18 protein-coding genes are annotated in these 18,359 nt (G+C 66.2%); 2 read left to right on the top strand and 16 right to left on the bottom strand.

The annotated features are described in order from the left end of the window. Positions 1 to 8 precede the first annotated feature (8 nt). The 4 genes from paaD to paaA are packed head-to-tail and all read right to left on the bottom strand — an operon-like array spanning position 9 to position 2,636. On the bottom strand, positions 9 to 518 hold the full coding sequence (gene paaD, locus ACSU04_RS12980) for a 1,2-phenylacetyl-CoA epoxidase subunit PaaD (RefSeq protein ID WP_439283000.1): 510 nt from the start codon (positions 516 to 518) through the stop codon (positions 9 to 11). Continuing rightward, positions 512 to 1,354, bottom strand: coding sequence for a 1,2-phenylacetyl-CoA epoxidase subunit PaaC (gene paaC, locus ACSU04_RS12975; protein WP_439289831.1), 843 nt, complete (start codon positions 1,352 to 1,354; stop codon positions 512 to 514). Before paaC ends, paaD begins: the two co-directional genes overlap by 7 nt. Beyond that, positions 1,351 to 1,656, bottom strand: coding sequence for a 1,2-phenylacetyl-CoA epoxidase subunit PaaB (paaB, locus tag ACSU04_RS12970; protein WP_439283134.1), 306 nt, complete (start codon positions 1,654 to 1,656; stop codon positions 1,351 to 1,353). The genes paaC and paaB overlap by 4 nt, the downstream gene beginning before the upstream one ends. Next, a complete protein-coding gene (paaA, locus tag ACSU04_RS12965) occupies positions 1,656 to 2,636 on the bottom strand; it encodes a 1,2-phenylacetyl-CoA epoxidase subunit PaaA (protein WP_439283004.1) in 981 nt (326 codons plus the stop codon). The genes paaB and paaA overlap by 1 nt, the downstream gene beginning before the upstream one ends. A gap of 142 nt (positions 2,637 to 2,778) precedes the next feature. Here paaA and ACSU04_RS12960 point away from each other — a divergent pair, with 142 nt between their 5' ends. After that, positions 2,779 to 4,917, top strand: coding sequence for a DEAD/DEAH box helicase (locus ACSU04_RS12960; RefSeq protein WP_439283006.1), 2,139 nt, complete (start codon positions 2,779 to 2,781; stop codon positions 4,915 to 4,917). A gap of 22 nt (positions 4,918 to 4,939) precedes the next feature. Here the strand turns inward: ACSU04_RS12960 and ACSU04_RS12955 are convergent, their stop codons facing one another. From ACSU04_RS12955 to ACSU04_RS12935, 5 genes are read right to left on the bottom strand one after another with little or no spacing between them, the layout of a single operon-like run. Then, positions 4,940 to 5,287 (bottom strand): HepT-like ribonuclease domain-containing protein, encoded by a 348-nt coding sequence (locus tag ACSU04_RS12955; RefSeq protein WP_439283008.1) that lies wholly within the window; start codon positions 5,285 to 5,287, stop codon positions 4,940 to 4,942. After that, positions 5,284 to 5,778 (bottom strand): helix-turn-helix domain-containing protein, encoded by a 495-nt coding sequence (locus ACSU04_RS12950; protein ID WP_439283010.1) that lies wholly within the window; start codon positions 5,776 to 5,778, stop codon positions 5,284 to 5,286. The genes ACSU04_RS12955 and ACSU04_RS12950 overlap by 4 nt, the downstream gene beginning before the upstream one ends. A gap of 50 nt (positions 5,779 to 5,828) precedes the next feature. Then, positions 5,829 to 7,859 (bottom strand): phenylacetic acid degradation bifunctional protein PaaZ, encoded by a 2,031-nt coding sequence (paaZ, locus tag ACSU04_RS12945; RefSeq protein ID WP_439289830.1) that lies wholly within the window; start codon positions 7,857 to 7,859, stop codon positions 5,829 to 5,831. Continuing rightward, complete coding sequence (locus ACSU04_RS12940) at positions 7,856 to 8,728, bottom strand: 3-hydroxyacyl-CoA dehydrogenase family protein (RefSeq protein WP_439289829.1); 873 nt, start codon at positions 8,726 to 8,728, stop codon at positions 7,856 to 7,858. Before ACSU04_RS12940 ends, paaZ begins: the two co-directional genes overlap by 4 nt. Next, a complete protein-coding gene (locus ACSU04_RS12935) occupies positions 8,725 to 9,468 on the bottom strand; it encodes an enoyl-CoA hydratase/isomerase family protein (RefSeq protein WP_439289828.1) in 744 nt (247 codons plus the stop codon). The genes ACSU04_RS12940 and ACSU04_RS12935 overlap by 4 nt, the downstream gene beginning before the upstream one ends. 59 nt (positions 9,469 to 9,527) lie before the next feature. Between ACSU04_RS12935 and ACSU04_RS12930 the strand changes: the two genes are divergently transcribed. Continuing rightward, positions 9,528 to 10,190 carry a TetR/AcrR family transcriptional regulator gene (locus tag ACSU04_RS12930; RefSeq protein ID WP_439289827.1) on the top strand — a complete coding sequence of 221 codons (663 nt, stop codon included), beginning with the start codon at positions 9,528 to 9,530 and terminating at the stop codon, positions 10,188 to 10,190. 118 nt (positions 10,191 to 10,308) lie between these two features. Here the strand turns inward: ACSU04_RS12930 and ACSU04_RS12925 are convergent, their stop codons facing one another. From ACSU04_RS12925 to ACSU04_RS12895, 7 genes are all read right to left on the bottom strand, one after another. Next, complete coding sequence (locus tag ACSU04_RS12925; RefSeq protein WP_439289826.1) at positions 10,309 to 10,908, bottom strand: nitroreductase family protein; 600 nt, start codon at positions 10,906 to 10,908, stop codon at positions 10,309 to 10,311. A 101-nt stretch (positions 10,909 to 11,009) separates the two neighbouring features. Further along, positions 11,010 to 12,656, bottom strand: a complete 1,647-nt coding sequence (locus ACSU04_RS12920) for a dipeptide ABC transporter ATP-binding protein (protein ID WP_439289825.1) — start codon at positions 12,654 to 12,656, stop codon at positions 11,010 to 11,012. Positions 12,657 to 12,659: 3 nt separating this feature from the next. After that, positions 12,660 to 13,250, bottom strand: coding sequence for a GbsR/MarR family transcriptional regulator (locus ACSU04_RS12915; RefSeq protein ID WP_439283024.1), 591 nt, complete (start codon positions 13,248 to 13,250; stop codon positions 12,660 to 12,662). 7 nt (positions 13,251 to 13,257) lie between these two features. Continuing rightward, on the bottom strand, positions 13,258 to 14,181 hold the full coding sequence (locus ACSU04_RS12910) for an ABC transporter permease (protein WP_439283026.1): 924 nt from the start codon (positions 14,179 to 14,181) through the stop codon (positions 13,258 to 13,260). After that, entirely contained in the window at positions 14,174 to 15,106 is a 933-nt protein-coding gene (locus ACSU04_RS12905; protein WP_439289824.1) for an ABC transporter permease, read from the bottom strand. The genes ACSU04_RS12910 and ACSU04_RS12905 overlap by 8 nt, the downstream gene beginning before the upstream one ends. Next, the gene (locus ACSU04_RS12900; RefSeq protein ID WP_439289823.1) at positions 15,106 to 16,488 is read right to left on the bottom strand and encodes a M14 family zinc carboxypeptidase; all 1,383 of its coding nucleotides are present in this window, start codon (positions 16,486 to 16,488) and stop codon (positions 15,106 to 15,108) included. The genes ACSU04_RS12905 and ACSU04_RS12900 overlap by 1 nt, the downstream gene beginning before the upstream one ends. A gap of 30 nt (positions 16,489 to 16,518) precedes the next feature. Continuing rightward, positions 16,519 to 18,117, bottom strand: coding sequence for a peptide ABC transporter substrate-binding protein (locus tag ACSU04_RS12895; protein WP_439289822.1), 1,599 nt, complete (start codon positions 18,115 to 18,117; stop codon positions 16,519 to 16,521). Between the last annotated feature and the right edge of the window lie 242 nt (positions 18,118 to 18,359).

Here is an 18,359-nt window from a genome sequence, read left to right as displayed (position 1 = left end):
CCCGGTGTTCATAGCGCTTTGAAGTGATCGAAGGGTTCGAGGCAGGCGCGGCACTCGAAGAGCGACTTGCAGGATGTCGAGCCGAAGCGGGAGGCTTCGTGGGTGTCGAGGGATCCGCAGCACGGACACTTCACCCCGAGCCGGAGGCGGATCGGACCCTGCCCGATCAGACCCTGCCCGAGCGCCGCGCGGGCATGTGGCGGAGCGATGCCGTAGTCGCGGAGCTTCTGCTTTCCGGCATCCGTCATCCAATCGGTCGTCCACGCGGGTGACAGAGTCGTGCGCACCTCGACGTTGTCGAATCCGGCCGCGGTCAGTGCGAGCACGACGTCATCGCGCATGGCGTCGAGCGCGGGGCATCCGCTGTAGGTGGGGGTGAGCGTGACGATCACGCGCTCGCCGTCGACAACGACCTCGCGGAGCACGCCGAGATCCTCGATCGTGAGGACAGGGATCTCTGGGTCGGTGACGGTCGCGGCGATCCGCCAGGCATCCGCCCGTTTCGTGGTGGTCACCATGATGCCCCCGGATGCTGCCTCGCCAGCACCTGCATCTCGGCGAGCAGATGCCCCATCTCGGGGAAGTGGCTTCCGCGGCGCCCGCCGCCTGCCGATGCGCGCGCATCGGGAATCTCGAGCGCGGCCTCGGCGAACACCGCTGCGATCACGGCGTCGAAGCCGGCACTCAGCGTGGAGGGGCGCACCGCGATCCCGTCGAGGTCGTCGATCAGCGGTTCGTCTCGGAACAGTTCTTCGACGTACGGCCAGACATCCCCGATCGCGCGGAGCATCCGGCGGCGAGATTCTGCGGTTCCGCCGGCCAGGCGCAGCGTCCACTGCACGGCGTGATCGCGGTGGTAGTCGACCTCTTTCAGCGCCTTCTCGGCGACTGCGGCGAGCGTCGCATCCGTCGAAGAGCGCAATGCCGAGTACAACTCGAACATGTAGGCGGATGCCGCGAGCTGCCGCGCGATCGTCTGTGCGAAGTCGCCGTTGGGCTGCTCGAACAGCCACGCGCTGCGGAACTCCGATTCATCGCGGAAGTACGCCAGGTCGTCTTCGCTTCGGCCGTCGGCGGTGCCGGCGTAATGCAGCAGGGAGCGTGCATGGCCGAGTAGGTCGAGCGCGATGTTGCCGAGCGCGACGTCCTCTTCGAGTTCGGGACCGTGCGCGATCCACGCACCGAGTCGCTGAGCGAGGATCAGGGCGTCATCGCCGAGCCAGAGCGCATACTCGGCGGTGGCTGCCGTGGTGACCGACGCGTCGGCTCCCGTCAGCTCTGCGGCGAGATCGAGTGCATCCACCGTGACTGCGCCATGCGGGAGGGGTCGCACGTTGTCGCTTGGGTCAGTCATAGGTGGGGCACCCCCTCGGATGCGGTGTAGTACACCGCGTGGCGATAGTTCTTGCCTGCGGGGCTCTCGAAGAACGCGCCCTTGGCATCCGGATCGCTCGTGGTGATGGCATCCGCCGGCACGACCCAGATCGAAGTGCCCTCGCCGCGCCGCGTGTACAGGTCGCGGGCGTTTCGGATCGCGAGTTCGGCATCCGGCGCGTGCAAGGAGCCCGCGTGCACGTGACTCATACCTCGGTTCGCGCGCACGAACACCTCCCAGAGCGGCCAGAGCTCTGTGTTGTCGATGCCGGGCGTCGCCATCACGCCACAGCCTTCGCAGCGCGCAGCTCTTGCTTTCGGGCGTACTCCGAAGCAGCCTCGCGCACCCATGCGCCCTCTTCGTGTGCCTCACGGCGCGCGCGCAGCCGCTCAGCATTCATCGGACCGTTGCCGCCGAGCACCTCGAAGAACTCGGTCCAGTCGATCTCGCCGCCGATGTGCTCCTGCGTCTCTTCATCGAAGTGCAGAGCGGGGTCCGGCAGAGTGACGCCGAGGATCTCGGCTTGCGGCACCAGCATCCCGATGAAGCGTTGACGCAGCTCATCGTTCGAGAAGCGCTTGATGTTCCACGCCATCGACTGCGCCGAGTTCGGAGAGTCGCCGTCGGGCGGCCCGAACATCATCAGGCTGGGCCAGTACCAGCGGTCCACGGCATCCTGCGCCATCTTCCGCTGCGCATCCGTGCCCTTCATGAGGGTGAGCAGAATCTCGAAACCCTGCCGCTGGTGGAAGGACTCCTCCTTGCAGACACGGATCATCGCTCGCGCATACGGACCATAGGATGCCCGGCACAACGGCACCTGGTTGCAGATCGCGGCGCCGTCGACGAGCCAGCCGATCGCACCCATATCCGCCCAGGTCGGGGTGGGGTAGTTGAAGATCGACGAGTACTTCGCCCTGCCGGTGATGAGCTGTTCCGTCATCTCCTCGCGGGTGATGCCGAGGGTTTGGGCTGCCGAGTAGAGGTAGAGGCCATGGCCTGCTTCGTCCTGCACCTTCGCCATCAGGATCGCCTTGCGCTTCAGGCTCGGCGCCCTCGTAATCCAGTTGCCCTCCGGTTGCATGCCGATGATCTCGGAGTGCGCATGCTGGGAGATCTGGCGGATCAGCGCACGGCGGTAGGCATCCGGCATCCAATCGCGCGGCTCGATGCGGGAATCGGCCGCGATGATTTCGTCGAAGCGGCGCTGTTCGTCGGAGTATTCCTCCTCGACGGACGAAGGACCTTCGGGGGCGGTCATGTTCGGCTCCTTTGCCATGCACGTCTTTACTGACCGATCGTTTAGTTATTCTCGCACAGTGGATCGTGGAGCGCAAAGCTCGTTCGGCCGAGGCGACGTGAGGGGCGAACGCGATGTCGGTCGCGTGAGGCAGAGTGGAGACATGACATTCGACGCGCCGCGCTCACCCGAACAGGCATCGGACACCCGCGCCGCTGCCCTCGCCGCGTTGCGCGACCTCGTGGGGCGCCCGGACGTCTCGTTTCACGACGGGCAGTACGAAGCGATCGAGGCGCTGGTCGCTGAGCGCCGGCGGGCGCTCGTCGTGCAGCGAACCGGGTGGGGTAAGTCCGCGGTGTACTTCGTCGCGACCCTGCTGCTGCGTAGGCAGGGAGCGGGTCCGACCGTGCTTGTCTCGCCCCTGCTGGCGCTCATGCGCGACCAGATCGCTGCAGCCGAGCGGGCCGGCGTTCGTGCGGTCGCGATCAACTCGACGAACGCGCACGAGTGGAGCGATGTGCTCGCCAGCCTCGAACGCGATGAGGTCGACGTGTTGCTGGTCTCGCCGGAGCGGCTCAACAACCCTGCTTTCCGTGAGCAGCAACTGCCGGCGCTTGTGAAGCGCATCGGCATGCTCGTCGTCGATGAGGCGCACTGCATCAGCGATTGGGGGCACGACTTCCGCCCCGACTACCGGCGGCTGCGCGACCTCATCGCGCAGATGCCCGCGGAGGTGCCTGTGCTCGCCACGACGGCGACTGCGAACAGTCGCGTCGTGGCGGATGTCGCCGAGCAGCTCGGCACAGGCGGCGCGGGCGGCGACACCGGGCCCGAGGTTCTCACCATTCGCGGACCTCTTGCCCGTGCATCCCTGCGGCTCGGGGTGCTGCGGTTGCCCGATGCCTCGAGTCGTCTGGCATGGCTGCTCAGTCATCTCGATGATCTGCCTGGCTCTGGGATCATCTATACGCTCACGGTGGCGGCGGCGGTCGATACCGCCCGCCTGCTGCGCGAACGCGGCCACGAGGTGCGCGCCTACACCGGTCAGACCGACACGGATGAGCGCATGGAATCCGAGGGCATGCTGAAACGCAACGAGGTGAAGGCCCTCGTCGCGACCAGCGCGCTCGGTATGGGCTTCGATAAACCCGACCTCGGATTCGTGTTGCATCTCGGGGCACCCTCGTCACCTGTCGCGTACTACCAGCAGGTCGGTCGTGCGGGCCGTGCGAGTGAGAGCGCTGACGTACTCCTCCTGCCCGGCGTCGAAGACCGTGACATATGGCACTACTTCGCGACGGCATCCATGCCGAATCAGGAGCGTGCCGAGCGCGTGATCGCCGCGCTCGGGGACCAGCCGATCTCGACCCCTGCGCTCGAGGCGATGGTCGACATCCGCCGCACGCCGCTCGAGCTGCTACTCAAGGTGCTTGACGTCGATGGTGCTGTGCGCCGGGTGCAGGGCGGCTGGGTCGCCACCGGTGCGCCATGGGTCTATGACGCGGAGCGGTACGAGCGCATCGCCGCCGAGCGTCTCGCCGAGCAGCGGCACATGATCGAGTACGAGCAGACCGATGGATGCCGGATGGAGTTCCTCCAGCGTTCACTCGACGACGACACGGCAGTGCCGTGCGGGCGGTGCGACAACTGTGCGGGCATCTGGTTCCCCCGTGAGATCAGGGCGATCGCGACCGCCGCGGCGACAGAGTCGCTCGACAAGGTTGGCATCCCCGTCGAGCCGCGACGTGCGTGGCCCACGGGCGCCGGCCGTCTCGGAGTCCCCGTCAAGGGACGCATCTCCGCCGCCGAGCAAGCCGGCGAGGGTCGGGCGCTCGCCCGGCTGACCGACCTCGGATGGGGTGGCACGTTGCGTACGCTGTTCGCAGCCGGCGCTCCCGACGAGCCGATCTCGCCGCAGATGCTCGCCGGGTGCGTTCGGGTGCTCGCGCAGTGGGGGTGGACAGAGCGTCCGGTCGCTGTCGTTGCCATGCCGTCGCGCTCCCGGCCGCTCCTTGTCGATTCGCTGGCTCGAGGACTCGCCGAGGTTGGGCGACTGCCCTACATCGGGGCGTTGGGTCATGCGAATGGAGGCCCGACCGGCCAACCGGGCGGCAACAGCGTATTTCGCCTCGCTGGGCTCTGGGACCATTTCACCGCCGATGGTCTCGATATCCCTGCTGGTCCGATCCTGCTCGTCGATGACCAGGCCGACAGTCGGTGGACGCTGACGGTTGCCGCTCGCGTCCTCCGTCAGGCGGGCGCGACCGAGGTGCTGCCGTTCGTGCTCGCCCTGCGCGGCTGACAGATTCTCTGCGGCGACCAGCTCAGAGGGCCGGATGTGCACGGTCATCGGCGTCGAGCAGGCGATGCGCCGCAGCGGCAAGCTGTGGGATGTCGTGCCGTGCGGTTGCCGTGACGATCGCGTGGGTCGTGTCGAAGTAGCGGTGCGTGAGGTGATCGCGCATCCGAGCGATGTCGCTCCACGGGATGCCCGGCTCGTGGAGCGTCAGCGAAGGGTCGAGATCTTTGACAGCTTCGCCGATCTCGATGAGCCGCACGCGGATCGCGTCGAACACGATGTCGTCGGGGACTTCGGCTCGCGTGATGTGCCTGGCGATCGCCTCGCAGGCGGCGATGATATCGAGTAGGCGATCACGGCTCCGTCTACTCACAGCGTGATCGCTTCTCGCTCAATGATGCGCGCGATATCTGGTTTGAGGCCGGAGCGTGGGATGAGGTCAACGCGTCGACCGAGTAGCGCCTCGGCCTCTCGTTGCATCCGCAGCAGGTCAAACATGCCCACCGTCGGCGAGACATCAACAAGCAGGTCCACATCGCTGGATTCTGTGTCGTCGCCGCGCGCAACGCTTCCGAAGAGCCGAATGATTTCGGCGCCGAGTGGTTCCAGAGCGGCTCGAAGCTCATTTGCCCGTGCGAGCACGCGGGTTCGTACGTGTCCACGCTCAACGAGGAGGGGTGATACCTCGATCGTGAGGCCGATGGTCGAGAGCAGGTGGTCAACCACGGCGAAAGACGGCTCTCTTCGACCATTCTCATACTCACTGATCACGCTTTGCGTGACGCCGGCAAGCTGCGCTAGGGCAACCTGAGTCAACCCGCTTTCCTGGCGGGCGATGCGGAGCAGTTCGGCGGCGCGGCCCATGCTTCAAAAATATCGCACATACGCGATATTGACAATGCGCGATGCGGTGTCTACTCCTTCTCCACCAGCGTCAGCACGTCATAGGTTGCGACGGTGTCGTCATTCTGATTGCGGATGACAGCGTCCCAGCACACCTCGCCGTACTCGTCGGTCTCGCGCGGCGTGATCTTCTTGGCGGTCAGCTCGACACGGATGCTGTCGCCCGGCGAGACCGGAGTCACGAAGCGCAGGTTCTCCAGCCCGTAGTTCGCCAGTACTGGCCCGGGGTCGGGATCCACGAACAGCCCCGCGGCCCAGGAGATGAGCAGGTACCCGTGCGCGACTCGTCCGGGGAAGAACGGATTCGCGGCGGCGGCTTCCTCATCCATATGGGCGTAGAAGGTGTCGCCGGTGAAGTGCGCGAACGTCTCGATGTCGTCGAGGCCGACTTCGCGGGATGCCGACGCGATCCGATCGCCCAATCTCAGCTCGGCCAGGGACTTACGGAAGGGGTGGATGCCGTCTTCCCTGGAAACCGCCCCGGCGTGCCAGACTCCGGTCAATGCCGTGAGCATGTCGGGGGAGCCCTGCACCGCCGTGCGCTGCATGTGGTGCAGCACCGCGCGGATGCCGCCCAGCTCCTCGCCACCACCAGCTCTGCCTGGCCCGCCGTGTACGAGACCGGGCATCGGGGAACCATGGCCTGTCGATGAGCGCGCGTCGTCTCGATCGAGGAACAGGACACGACCGTTGGATGCCGCGATCCCGCTCATGATCTCGGTCGCAAATGCGGCATCGTGTGTGGCGACACTCGTGACGAGCGAGCCGCCGCCGCGTGCGACGAGTGCCGCAGCATCCGCGGTGGTGTCGTAGGTCAGCAGCGATGCCACCGGGCCGAACGCTTCGACCTCGTGCACGGCGTCCGCCTGCGCATCGTCGAAGCGCAGCAGCATAGGAGAGACGAAGGCGCCGTCGGCAGACGCAGAGATAGCGGCGGGCGGCTCGGTGGATCCGATGACGATTCGCCCACCAGCAGCCTGCAGCACCCGAACCTGCCGTTGCACCTCATCGCGCTGCGCGAGCGAGACGAGCGGGCCCATGGTGACACCCTCATCGCGCGGGTCGCCGATGACCACCTTCTCGGCGATCCGGGCACGGACGGCGTCGATCACGGCTTCTGCCTGCGCGGTCGGCACGAGCGCTCGCCGGATCGCGGTGCACTTCTGTCCGGCTTTCGAGGTCATCTCGGTGACGAGCTGGCGCACATAGGCGTCGAACTCGGGTGTGCCGACCACGGCATCCGGGCCGAGCACCGAGGCGTTGATCGAGTCGGTTTCGGAAGTGAAGCGCACGCCGGCGGGGGTGCGATCGCGCAGCGCCGAAGCGGTCGACGCGCTGCCGGTGAATCCGACGGCATCGCCCAGGCGCAGGTTCTCGAACAGTGTCGGCACGTTGCCGCTCACGAGCTGCAGCGACCCATCGGGCAGCAGACCCGAGTCGACCAGGATGCGCACGAATGCCTCGGCGAGATAGCCGGTCGGAGTGGCGGGTTTCACCAGCGAGGGCATCCCGGCGAGAAAGGCGGGCGCGAATTTCTCCAGCGACCCCCACACCGGAAAGTTGAAGGCGTTGATCTGTACGGCGACACCGGACAGCCGCGTGTAGACGTGGCGACCGAGGAAGCTGCCGTCCTTCGACAGCGGCTCGACCGGGCCGTCGACGTACACCTGCGCGTTCGGCAGTTCGCGTCGCCCCTTTCCCGAGTATGCAAACAGCACACCGATGCCGCCGTCGATGTCGACCCAGGAATCAGCCTTCGTCGCGCCGGCGCGCGCGGACAGCGCATACAGTTCGTCCTTACGCTCGGTCAGCACCAGCGCGAACTGCTTCAGTAACACCGCGCGCTGATGGAAGGTCAGTGCTCCGAGTGCCGCCTGCCCGGCGGTGCGCGCGTAGTCGAGAGCTGCTGCGAGATCGAGGCCATCCGTGCTGACCCGTGCGACCTCGTCGCCGGTGGAGGCATCGCGCACGACGCTCACGTTCACCGGTGCGGCGGGCGTCCACCAGGAGCCCCGCACGTAGCTGGGCAGGATCTCGGTCATGTTGCATCCCATCTGTAAAAGCCTTCGCCGCTCTTGCGGCCGAGTTTGCCGTCAGCGACCATCTGGCGCAGCAGGGCGGGCGGTGCGAAGCGCTCGCCGAGAGTCGCGTGCAGCTCCTCTGTGATGCCCAGACGCACGTCGAGCCCGACAATGTCGGTCGTGCGCAGCGGACCCATCGGATGCCGGTATCCGAGCTCCATCGCGGTGTCGATGTCTTTGGCGGATGCGACGCCGGCATCCAGCATCCGGATGGCCTCGAGAGCGAGCACGAGACCGAGCCGGCTGGATGCGAAACCGGGGGAGTCGCGCACCACGATCGGGGTCTTGCCGAGCGCCTCGACCCACCCGCGAGCCTGTGCAATGACGGCGGGCTCGGTGGCCGCGCCGGTCACGATCTCGACGAGGGCGGATGCCGGGACGGGGTTGAAGAAGTGCAGCCCGAGGAACTGCTCTGGGCGGGCGAGGGATGCCGCCAGTGCGTCGATCGATATTGACGAGGTGTTCGAGGCGAGCATGGCGGTCGGAGCGATCACGCTCTCGATGCGCGCAAGTGCGTCGGTCTTCAGACCGCGGTCTTCCGGAACGGCCTCGATCACGAGGTCGCAGTCGGCGAACCGGGCGATATCGGTGCCGAGGCGCAGCGCGGCGTTCAGTTCATCGGCGGAGACGTGAGTTGTGCCGCGTTCGATGGATCGCTCCACGTTCTCGCGGATCCGCAGTGCCGCGGCATCCGCCGCCTCCTGGTCTCGCTCGACGACCAGCACCTCGCTGCCGACCAGCAGGAAGGCGTGGGCGATACCGGCGCCCATGCGTCCGCCGCCCAGCACGCCAACCTTCAGGTCACCGCCATTCAGAAACTCGACCCTCATCGGTGGCCCCGCCGCTCGAGAAACTCGGTCATCCGGCGCATCTTCTCCGGGCTTTCGAACAGCTCCGCCTGCAGATCGCTGTCGAGTGCGGGGTGGGCATCGCGCGGTGCGCGCATGGCTGTCTTCGTGTGCCGGATGGCGAGGGGGTCGGCCACGGCGATTCGATCGGCGATCGCGTGCGCAGCCGCGAGCAGATCGGCGGGCGCATGAATGCCGGAGATCAAGCCCGCAGCCAGAGCCTCATCGGCAGTGAGCAAACGAGCGGTGAGCAGCATTTCGCTGGCCAGGCCCCCGCCGATGATCTCGCGCAGGCGCCAGGTCGCCCCTGCCGCGGCGATGATGCCGAGGCAGGGTTCCGTGTTGCCAATCCTCAGCGTCGGTGTTGCGATACGGATGTCGGCCGCGTAGGCGAGTTCGGCGCCGCCACCGAGCGCGTAACCGTCGAGCGCGGCGATCACCGGCATCGGCAGCTCGTGGATGCGGATGAAGGCCGTCGCATTGATGGCGCGGCGCGCGTCTTCGGCGCGACGGGCGCGCAACTGGGTGATGTCGGCTCCGGCAGCGAAGACTCCGTCTGTTCCGGTGAGGATCAGTGTGCGGGGTTCGGCCTCGAGCTCCTCGCAGAGCGAGTGGAACGCATCGACCATCTCGCGGTCGATTGCATTGCGTTTGTTGGGTCGGTTCAGACGCGCGATGACTCGGTCTGAGTGGCGGTCGACGACGAGGGGGATCTCGTTCATCTGCGCTCCCGTCCGCACCCTCGGTCGATCTTTTCTGAACATTCGGTCAGTATTTAATTATGGCAAGGAACCGCCGGGTCGGCAATGGTGCCAGACTGGAGCGCGTGTCAGTGTCTGAAGAAGCGATCGAGGTGGTGCCTGCTCGTCGCGGCCGCCCTGGGTACGACCAGCAGCAGGTGCTCGAGATCGCCGTGCAGGTGTTCATCGAGCAGGGCTACGACGCGACCTCGGTGGCCTCGCTGGCCGGCCGCCTTGGATTGACGAAGTCGGCGCTGTACCACCACTTTGAGTCCAAGGAGGCTCTGCTGGAGGTCGCACTGGAGGAAGCGATCGGTTCGCTGGAGGGTGTGCTGCGTGAACCCGGCGCACAGAGCGGATCCGCCCGTGAGCGGCTTGAGTACGTACTTCGTGGCGCTGTGTGCGTCCTCGTGGAGAAGCTCCCCTATGTGACTCTGTTGCTGCGCGTGCGCGGCAATAGCGACATCGAGCGGGCGGCTCTCGAGCGCCGTCGTGCGTTCGACCGGGAGGTCACCGCGCTCGTGCGTACGGCCCAGATCGAGGGCACCGTGCGCGCCGATCTTGAGGCCTCGGTGGCCACTCGCCTGCTGTTCGGCATGGTCAACTCGATCGTGGAGTGGTACCGCCCGACCGGCGCCGAGGGCGCGTCCGAGCTCGCCGATGACGTGCTGGCTGTGGCGCTGGATGGCCTGCGCACGCGCTAATCGCGCGTTGCCCTCGCCGTATGCGCCGATCGCGCGTTGTCAGCCGAGAACGCATAAACCGCCCTTCCCGACGGCTCGGAAGGACGGTTTCTGCGTTCTCGATCCTGGATCGTGCCGATCAGGCGCTGGCGATGACCGTCTCTGCCAGAGGGCGACGAGCGCGCGGCGCAGCCTCGCGTTCCTGCATCTTCTCGGAGAGTGTCGACGGGTCGCCGAGCTCGCCGAGGGCGATCACTGAGATCGGGGCGAAGCGGCTCTCCACGCCGGGCAGAGCGGCAAGCTGCTCGCGCTCGATGCCGCCCATCTGGTGCACAAAGAGGCCGTCGGCGTGTGCCTGCACGGAGAGGTGGGCGACAGCCTGGCCGAGGTCGTACTGCGCCCACGGACGCGGCTTGCCTTCGGCATCCGTCAGTTCAGCGAAGGCCACGATCAGCACCTGGGCGTTGCCGGCCCACTCCCGGTTGAAGCCGATGAGCGACTCGTCGATCTGAGTGTGCAGGTCGGTGCCGCGACGGCTGACGATGAAGCGCCACGGCTGGGTGTTTGCTGCGGACGGCGACCAGCGAGCGGCCTCGAGCGCTGCGGCGAGCTTGTCCTCGTCGATCGGCGCGCTGGTCTCGAACGCGCGCGGGCTCCACCGCGCGGCAAGCACGTCGAGAAGGGGCACAGAGGTCTCAGCGGTGCGCACAGTTGTGCGTTCGGCGGTGGGAATGCTCATGATGTCCTTCGGGGTCGAATATTCGGGTGGACCCCGTCGTCCAGCACTGCATTCAGCGTAATGGACTCCGCTGTACGCCCGTCACAGAAGGCAACGGACGGTCAAACAGCCGCCGCCAAGCGCGCTGCCCTGCGCTCCTGCTGCACATCAGGATCGGGCACCGGCGCCGCCGCGAGCAGTCGCTTCGTGTAGTCGTCAGACGGATACTGCAGCACCTGCTCTCGTGACCCGGACTCGATGATCGACCCCTGCCTCAGCACGGTCACGCTGTCGCAGAGCTCATCGATCACGGCGAGATCGTGGCTGATGAACACGCACGCGAAGTTCAGCCGTTCCTGCAGCTCGCGGAACACATCCAGCACCTGGGCCTGCACTGATACGTCCAGGGCGCTGGTCGGCTCGTCTGCGATGAGCAGCGCTGGGTCCAGTGCGACGCCGCGAGCGATGGCGACGCGCTGCTTCTGTCCGCCCGACAGCTCGTGCGAATACCGACCTGCGCGGTCGAGGAGGCCGACTGATTCGAGCAGCGCATCCACACGATCGGTCAGCTCGCTCCCGCGCAGACCTTTGATCGCCTTAAGCGGCTCTTCGACGCTCTGCCGCACCGTGTAGCGAGGGTTCAACGACAGTGCCGGGTTCTGGAAGACGACTCCGATCCTGCGGCGGGTCTCACGACGCACGGCTCTGGTCGCGGTGCGCATGTCGATGCCATCGACGGTGATCGATCCGGCTGTCACCGGAGCCGCCCCGATGATCGCTCGTCCGATCGTCGACTTGCCACTGCCGGATTCACCGACGAGACCGAGGATCTCGCCCCGGTGCACCTGCAGACTCACTCCTTCTACCGCGCGGAAGAAGCCACGCAACCGGCCGCCATAGGTGACCTCGAGATCAGCGACATCCAGAACGAGCGGAGCATCCGCTGCCGTCTTGCCCGACGCCGCACGCTCGCCGATGCGCGGAACCGCGCTGAGTAGCTGCTTCGTGTATGACTCGGTCGGCGTGAGCAGCACACCCCGCACCGTCCCCTGCTCGACGAGCTCGCCGTCACGCATGACCACCACGCGGTCGGCCAGTTCTGCGACGACGCCCATGTCGTGCGTGATGAGCAGCACGGCGCGTCCGTCGCGGCGACCGAGGCGGGCGAGCACATCGAGCACCTCCGCCTGCACTGTGACATCGAGCGCCGTGGTCGGCTCGTCGGCGATGAGCAGCTGAGGGTCGGATGCCAGTGCCATCGCGATGCCGACCCGCTGGCACTGCCCACCGGAGAGCTCATGCGGATACTGCTTCATGCGCCGCGCTGGCTCAGGAATCTCGACCAGTTCGAGAAGCTCGATCGCACGCCTGCGTGCCGCACCAGTGCTGAGCGAACGGTTATGCGCACGAACGGCCTCGACGACCTGGAAGCCGATTGTGAAGACCGGGTTGAGGGATGCGACCGGATCCTGCGAGATCAACGCGATCTGTGCGCCGCGGACGCGTCGCAGCTCACCGGAGCTGAGGCCGAGAAGCTCGCGGCCGTGCAGCTTCACCGAGCCCGTCGCGTGTGCATTCTCGGGGAGTAGGCCGATCACCGATAGCGCTGTCACCGATTTGCCGGAGCCGGACTCGCCGACGACTGCGACGACCTCGCCGGGCGCGATGTCGAGATCGAGCCCGTGCACGACCTCGATCGGGTTGCGGGTGCCGAAACGGACGCGCAGATCGCGGATGCCGAGAACGGGGTCGGTGGTCGGTGCACTCATGTGTCAGGCCCTGTCTTCGCCCGCGTCACGGGCACGTTTGTGCTCCCGCCAATCGGCGAGCATCTTGTGGTGGTAGTCCTGCACCCACTCCAGGTAGTCGCGGCCGTTGGTGAGGCGGATGCGCGCATCATCATCATCGGGAGTCAGCCAGCGCAGTGCGGCATCGAGGGAGCGGATCTCTTTCTCGAAGTAGCGCCGTTCGTTCGCCAGGAAGCTGCCCCACGGGTCTTCCTCGGCTTTGAAATAGTGGCTGCGATCACCGGGCACGGGATGGCGCCTGATGAAGTTGGTGTCGATCAGTCGCCTTGTCGCCATCGACACGGCACCGGTGCTCGCGCCGAGTGCCTCGGCGAGGTCGGCCGACGAGATGTACGTCTGGTCCATGATCATCAGGTAGCCGAGCACCTTGCCGTCCATGCGGGACGTCCCGGCCATCTCCCAGATGAGGCTGATTTCCTCGGCGAACTGGCGTCGATACTGCTCGCGCTCGTCGACCTCGCCGTGCGTGACCTCGCCGTGCGTGATCTCGCCGTGCGTGATCTCTTCAGGAGTGGCATCCGCCATGTTCGATCCCTTCTCGTTCACCATCAGCATCCCACTCTCATCGACGCTCTCGCGGATCGAATACGCTGCGCAGCTCCTCACCGAGGGCGACGACCGCGAGCACGGTGAGAGCCAGCAGGATGCTGGGCAGGATGAGCACGTGCGGTGCCGTTTGGAACACACGAGAGCCTGCGGCAATCTGCAGACCCCACGAAATGGATGGCGAAGACAGCCCGATGCCGAGATACGTCAGCGTGCTCTCGGCGACGATGACGCCGCCGATGGTGAGCGTTGCCATCAACAGCACCGGCTGTACGGCGTTCGGCACGACGTAACGGCTGAGGATGCGGCCGGTGCTCAGGCCCATGGTCCGCGCGGCGAGCACATGGTCGGCTTTCGCGACCGAGCGCACTGACGCACGCATGAGCCTGGCCATCATCGGCCACCCGAACACTCCCAGTACGACACCGACGGTGAGCACGTTGCGGGTGCCCAGCATATTCAGCACCACGATCGCGGCCAGCAGGAAGGGGAAACCGAGGAACACCTCGGTCAGCCGCGAGACGATCCAGTCGGCGGTGCCTCCGCCCATCCCGGCGACGAGGCCCATCACAAGAGCGATCGTGAGGGATATCCCGGTGGCAAGCAGGCCGACCGCGATCGAGGACTGCGCACCGTAGACGGCGCCCGCCCAGATGTCGCAGCCCTGGAGGTCGAAGCCGAACGGATGCCCGGGGGCCGACTCGATCTTGCTGTCCGCAAGGTCGCATGCGCGAGGGTCACCGTTTCCGAAAAGCGCGGCGAAAGGAGCGGGGGCGACCGCGAAGGCGAGCATGACGAGGAGGATGGCGGCGCTCATCCAGAACAATGGTCGGCGCAGCAACATCTGCCACGCGGCCGGTCGCGGGGTCTGGGGCAGCACAATTCGAGTCGTCTTCGGTGCCGGGATCTTCGCGGTCGTGGGTGGGATGTTCTTAGGCACGGCGGATCCTCGGGTCGAGCAGCGCGTGGATGGCATCCACAAGCAGCGAGGTGATCAGGAAGATGACGATGAGCGCCGTGGAGATACCGACGACCATCGCGGCTTCGTGATCTCGGATCGCGGTGAACAGGAGGTTCCCGACACCGGGGAGGTTGAAGATGCCCTCGATGACGACCGTGCCGCCGAGCAGGAACCCGAGGTCGGTCGCCAGAAAGGTCGCGGTGGGGATGAGCGAGTTGCGCATGACGTGCAGGCCGATGACGCGGCCCTCGCCGATGCCCTTTGCACGGGCGGTGCGCACGTAATCGGCATCCAGGTTCTCGATCATCGACCCGCGTACAAGACGTGAGACGGAGGCGAGTCCGATCGCGGCGATCACGAGGGCGGGGAGCAGATATGACACCGGCCAACCGTCGCGGATGCCAGCGACGGGCAACCAATCCAACCGCACCCCGAACACGATCTGCGCGGTGATGCCGAGGACGAAGATCGGGATGCAGCTGAGGCCGATGGTGATGACCAGCAGGCCCTTGTCGATCACCGTGCCCTTCTTGAGGGCGGAGACGATGCCGACGGCGAGGCCGAGGACCACCTGGATCGTCCAGGCGGTCAGCGCCAGCGTGATCGTGACAGGCCAGCGCGCGGACAGCTTGTCTGCCACCGGACGCCCGGTGAGGTCCAGGCCGAGATCGCCGCGGAGGAGATTGCCGAGATAGTTGGTGTACTGCACCCACAACGGCTGATCGAGCAGGTACTTGGCGTTGATCGCATCGACCACTGACTGCGGTAGCTGGCGGTCGCCGGCAAGTGCGCGGATGGGATCGCCCGGCAGGCTGAACACCGCGAAGTAGATGATGAAGGTCACGCCGATGAACACCACAGCGAAGCCGGTCAGGCGCTGCAGAACGCTCACGGTCAGGCGCATCAGCCGCGCTCCAGTTGCGCATGTGCGGCGAGGATGGCGCCGTACTGCACGCCGACGACGCGGGCCAGCGGGATCGGCGTCGAGCTACGTCGGGCCGAGGCCTCGTGGAACCAGGCCTCGAACACCTGCTGTGCATCGCGCGCCGCGGTACGTACGTCAGGGGAGGCGAGACCTGCATCGACCTCGACCTGCAGGGCACGCAGCAGCATGCCGCCCCAGCGCAGTCGGTGAAGGTCCACCAGACCCTCCAGGCTCGACAGCTCCGCGACCGTCGCGGGCCGATCATCTTCGGCATCCGCCCGTGCGATGTTGCCCTCACCGGCGCCCAAGGCCATCGGCGAGAACACGCGTGCGGCGCGCAGCAGCGCGGTGTCCATCCGCACCTGCGCCCTGACGCGCTCGAGGAGCGCGATCAGTGTTGCGCCGGTCTCGACGAGCTGCTCTCCGCTGCGGCGCAGGGCGTCGCGGTAGAGGGTCTCGGTCGGGGTCGTGTCATCGGCTGCGGGGTCGCTGAACTGCGGCAGCTCGGCGATCAGCGACAGGGTGTTGTACTTCCGCGCGTATGAGGTCGACGCGTCACCGGCGGAGCCGGGAGGGTAGGGGTCGAAGCCCTGCGCCTCTGACCAGTCGTAGACGTCTTCGAGCGTGCCCATCTCGTAAATGGCCTGGTCGAGCACGGTGAAGTGCGCGCCCTCCGCTTCGCCGGCGTGCAACGGCACACCGCAGGATGCCGTGACCTGGTGCAGCAGCGGGTGCAGCTCTGGAACCGCGCGGGAGAGGTAGAAGTAGGCGCCGCCGCCCTCGCTGTTGTGCAGCGGCACATACAGATCTGGCCGGGCGCTGTCGATGGCGCGCGCCAGTGCCTGCGTTTCCGGCATCATAGCGTCGAAGTAAGCCGTCTTGTAGTCGAACGGGAACGTCCACTCGACCTGCTCGTCCGGTGCGGGGCGGAAGAACTCACGGGCGTAGCGTTCGCGGTCAGATGGGTCGCCGAACCAGCCTTCATTGAGACGCATGCCATCGGGGTCGGCGCAGGGGATGATGTGCCAGGCGGTGTCGAGCCCCTCACGGAAGGGCTCATCATGCAGGAGCTGATCGAGCAGATGCAGGATCGTGAGGGACCCGATCGGCTCATTGGGGTGTACAGCGCCGACGATCAGCGCAGACCTGTTGCCCTCGCCCACGTGGTAAAGCCGGATCGGCTCACCGAGCCGGCTTGTGCCGATGCGTTCGAGAGTGATGAGGTCGGGGCGCTCTGCGCGTAGGTCCTCGATCCGCTCGTGGAGTTCATCGACGGTGGGGATACTCGTCTGCTCTGGTACCGCGCCGGCACGGCGGAGGATGTCCTCCACCGTGCCGAGCATTGTTGCGGGGTCGTGCAAGGGTTCAGCTCCGATTTTCGGGATCGACGGTCAGTCGGCGACGACGATCTCGGACACGTTGACGGCGCCCGAGTTCGTGTGCAGTTCAGCGATGCGATCCGAGGTGACGTACAGGTAGCGGTTGCCGAACAGCGGCACCGTCGGGAAGTCCTCGAGGATGCGTTCCTGCACTGCGGTGTAGCCCGCGTTGGACTCATCGACGGTCGCCGCGGCATTTGCCGCCTGGAGCAGCGCGTCGACTTCGGGGTTGCTGTATCCGCCGGCGCCGAAGTTGCCTTCACCGGTCGCGGTGAACACTGCGGTCAGCGTGTTCTGCTGGCTCGGGTAGAGCGCGCCCCAGCGGGCACGGAACGGTCCGTCGGTCGCGCCCTGTCCGACCATGTCGACGAATGCGGCGAAGTCTGCTGACGGGGATGCGATCGCGCTCTCGATGCCGAGGTTCTGGCGCAGCTGGTTGGCGATCGCCTCGAAGAGGTCTTCCTGGCCCCAGTTGGCGATGAAGTGCACCTTCAGCTCGCCGTCGATTCCGCCGGCCTCTTCCAACAGCACTTTGGCAGCCTCGGGGTCGAACTCGCAGTACTCGCCGCAGACGCCGTCGGGATTGCCCGGCATGCTGGGCGCGGTGAGTGAGGTCGCCGGCACCTGGGATCCGCCGAAGACGGCGTCGTTGATCGCTTCGCGATCGATGGCCATCGAGATCGCCTGGCGTACGCGCACGTCGGAGAAGGCCCCGGAGCCCAGATTGAAGCCGAGGAAGTCCACACCTGGTGCATCAAGTTCGTACACATGATCGCCGAACTCAGTTCTCGCCTGTTCCACCTGCGACGCTGCGATCGCGACGATGTCAATCTCGCCGGCGAGGGTATCGGTATAGGCGGTGGCGGTGTCGAGGTACGGAACGAATGTGACCGCGTCGATCGTCGGCTCGTCGCCGGCGAAGTCCTCATAAGCCACAGCATCGATCGGCTCGGTGGCAGACCATCCGTCCACGAGGCGGAATGGGCCGTTGCCGATCGGGCTCTCCTCCCACGCCTCGAGGTCTTCCAGCGCGCCAGCTGGCAGCGGGTACAGGCCGGTCTGACCGATGGTCAGCTGCAGCGGGTACTGCCGGTCGGGGGCACCGAGCTCGACCGTGAAGGTGTGATCGTCGACGATGGTGAGTCCTGCGAGCTCGGTGGCCGTCGGCTCGCCTTCGCCCGGGTTCATCTCGGCGTATCCGACGACGTTCGCCAGCTGCGCGCCGTTGACCCAGGCATTCGGGCCGTAGGCGGCGAAGTTCCAAGTGTCGACGTAATTCTGCGCGGTCACGGGTGTGCCGTCGTGGAATGTCCAGCCGTCGCGGAGCGTGATTGTCCACGTCTTCGCGTCATTCGATTCGACGGATTCGGCGGCCACGAATCCGATCTCGCCGTCCTCGCTGATATTCGTCAGCGGGGAGAAAAGCGTCTCCAGAATTGCGTACGATCCGAACTGGTTGCCCGGGACGAAGGAGTCCGGCTCCTCCACGGCGTACCGAATCGGGTCGGCTACGGCGGCGGGGTCTCCGTCTGTCGCCCCTGCCGAGCATCCTGTGAGTGTCAGCGCCAATGCCGCGGACGCGGCTACCAACAGTCGTGCCTTGCTGTGCATAACTCCTCCTTGAGCCACAACGTACGGAAACCGTGTCGGCTGCGGCGGGCGGGCTGCTCGGGTGTGCAGCCGTCTACCAGCACGCTAGAACGGTTTCAGTTCAGTCGTCAATGAACTTTCAGGAATTACTGAAAGTTGTAATAGGAGTGAAACATGCGCGACGCGTGAACGCAATACCTCGGCGGAAAACGACAGAGGAGCGGATGCCGCGGCCAAAGTGGCCGCGGCATCCGCTCCTCATT

The organism is Microbacterium sp. A84 (assembly GCF_051842815.1).
In the GTDB taxonomy this organism is placed as follows: Bacteria; Actinomycetota; Actinomycetes; order Actinomycetales; family Microbacteriaceae; genus Microbacterium.
The sequence above is the reverse complement of the archived record's forward strand: the minus strand, read 5'-3'. Positions and strand labels throughout refer to the sequence as shown.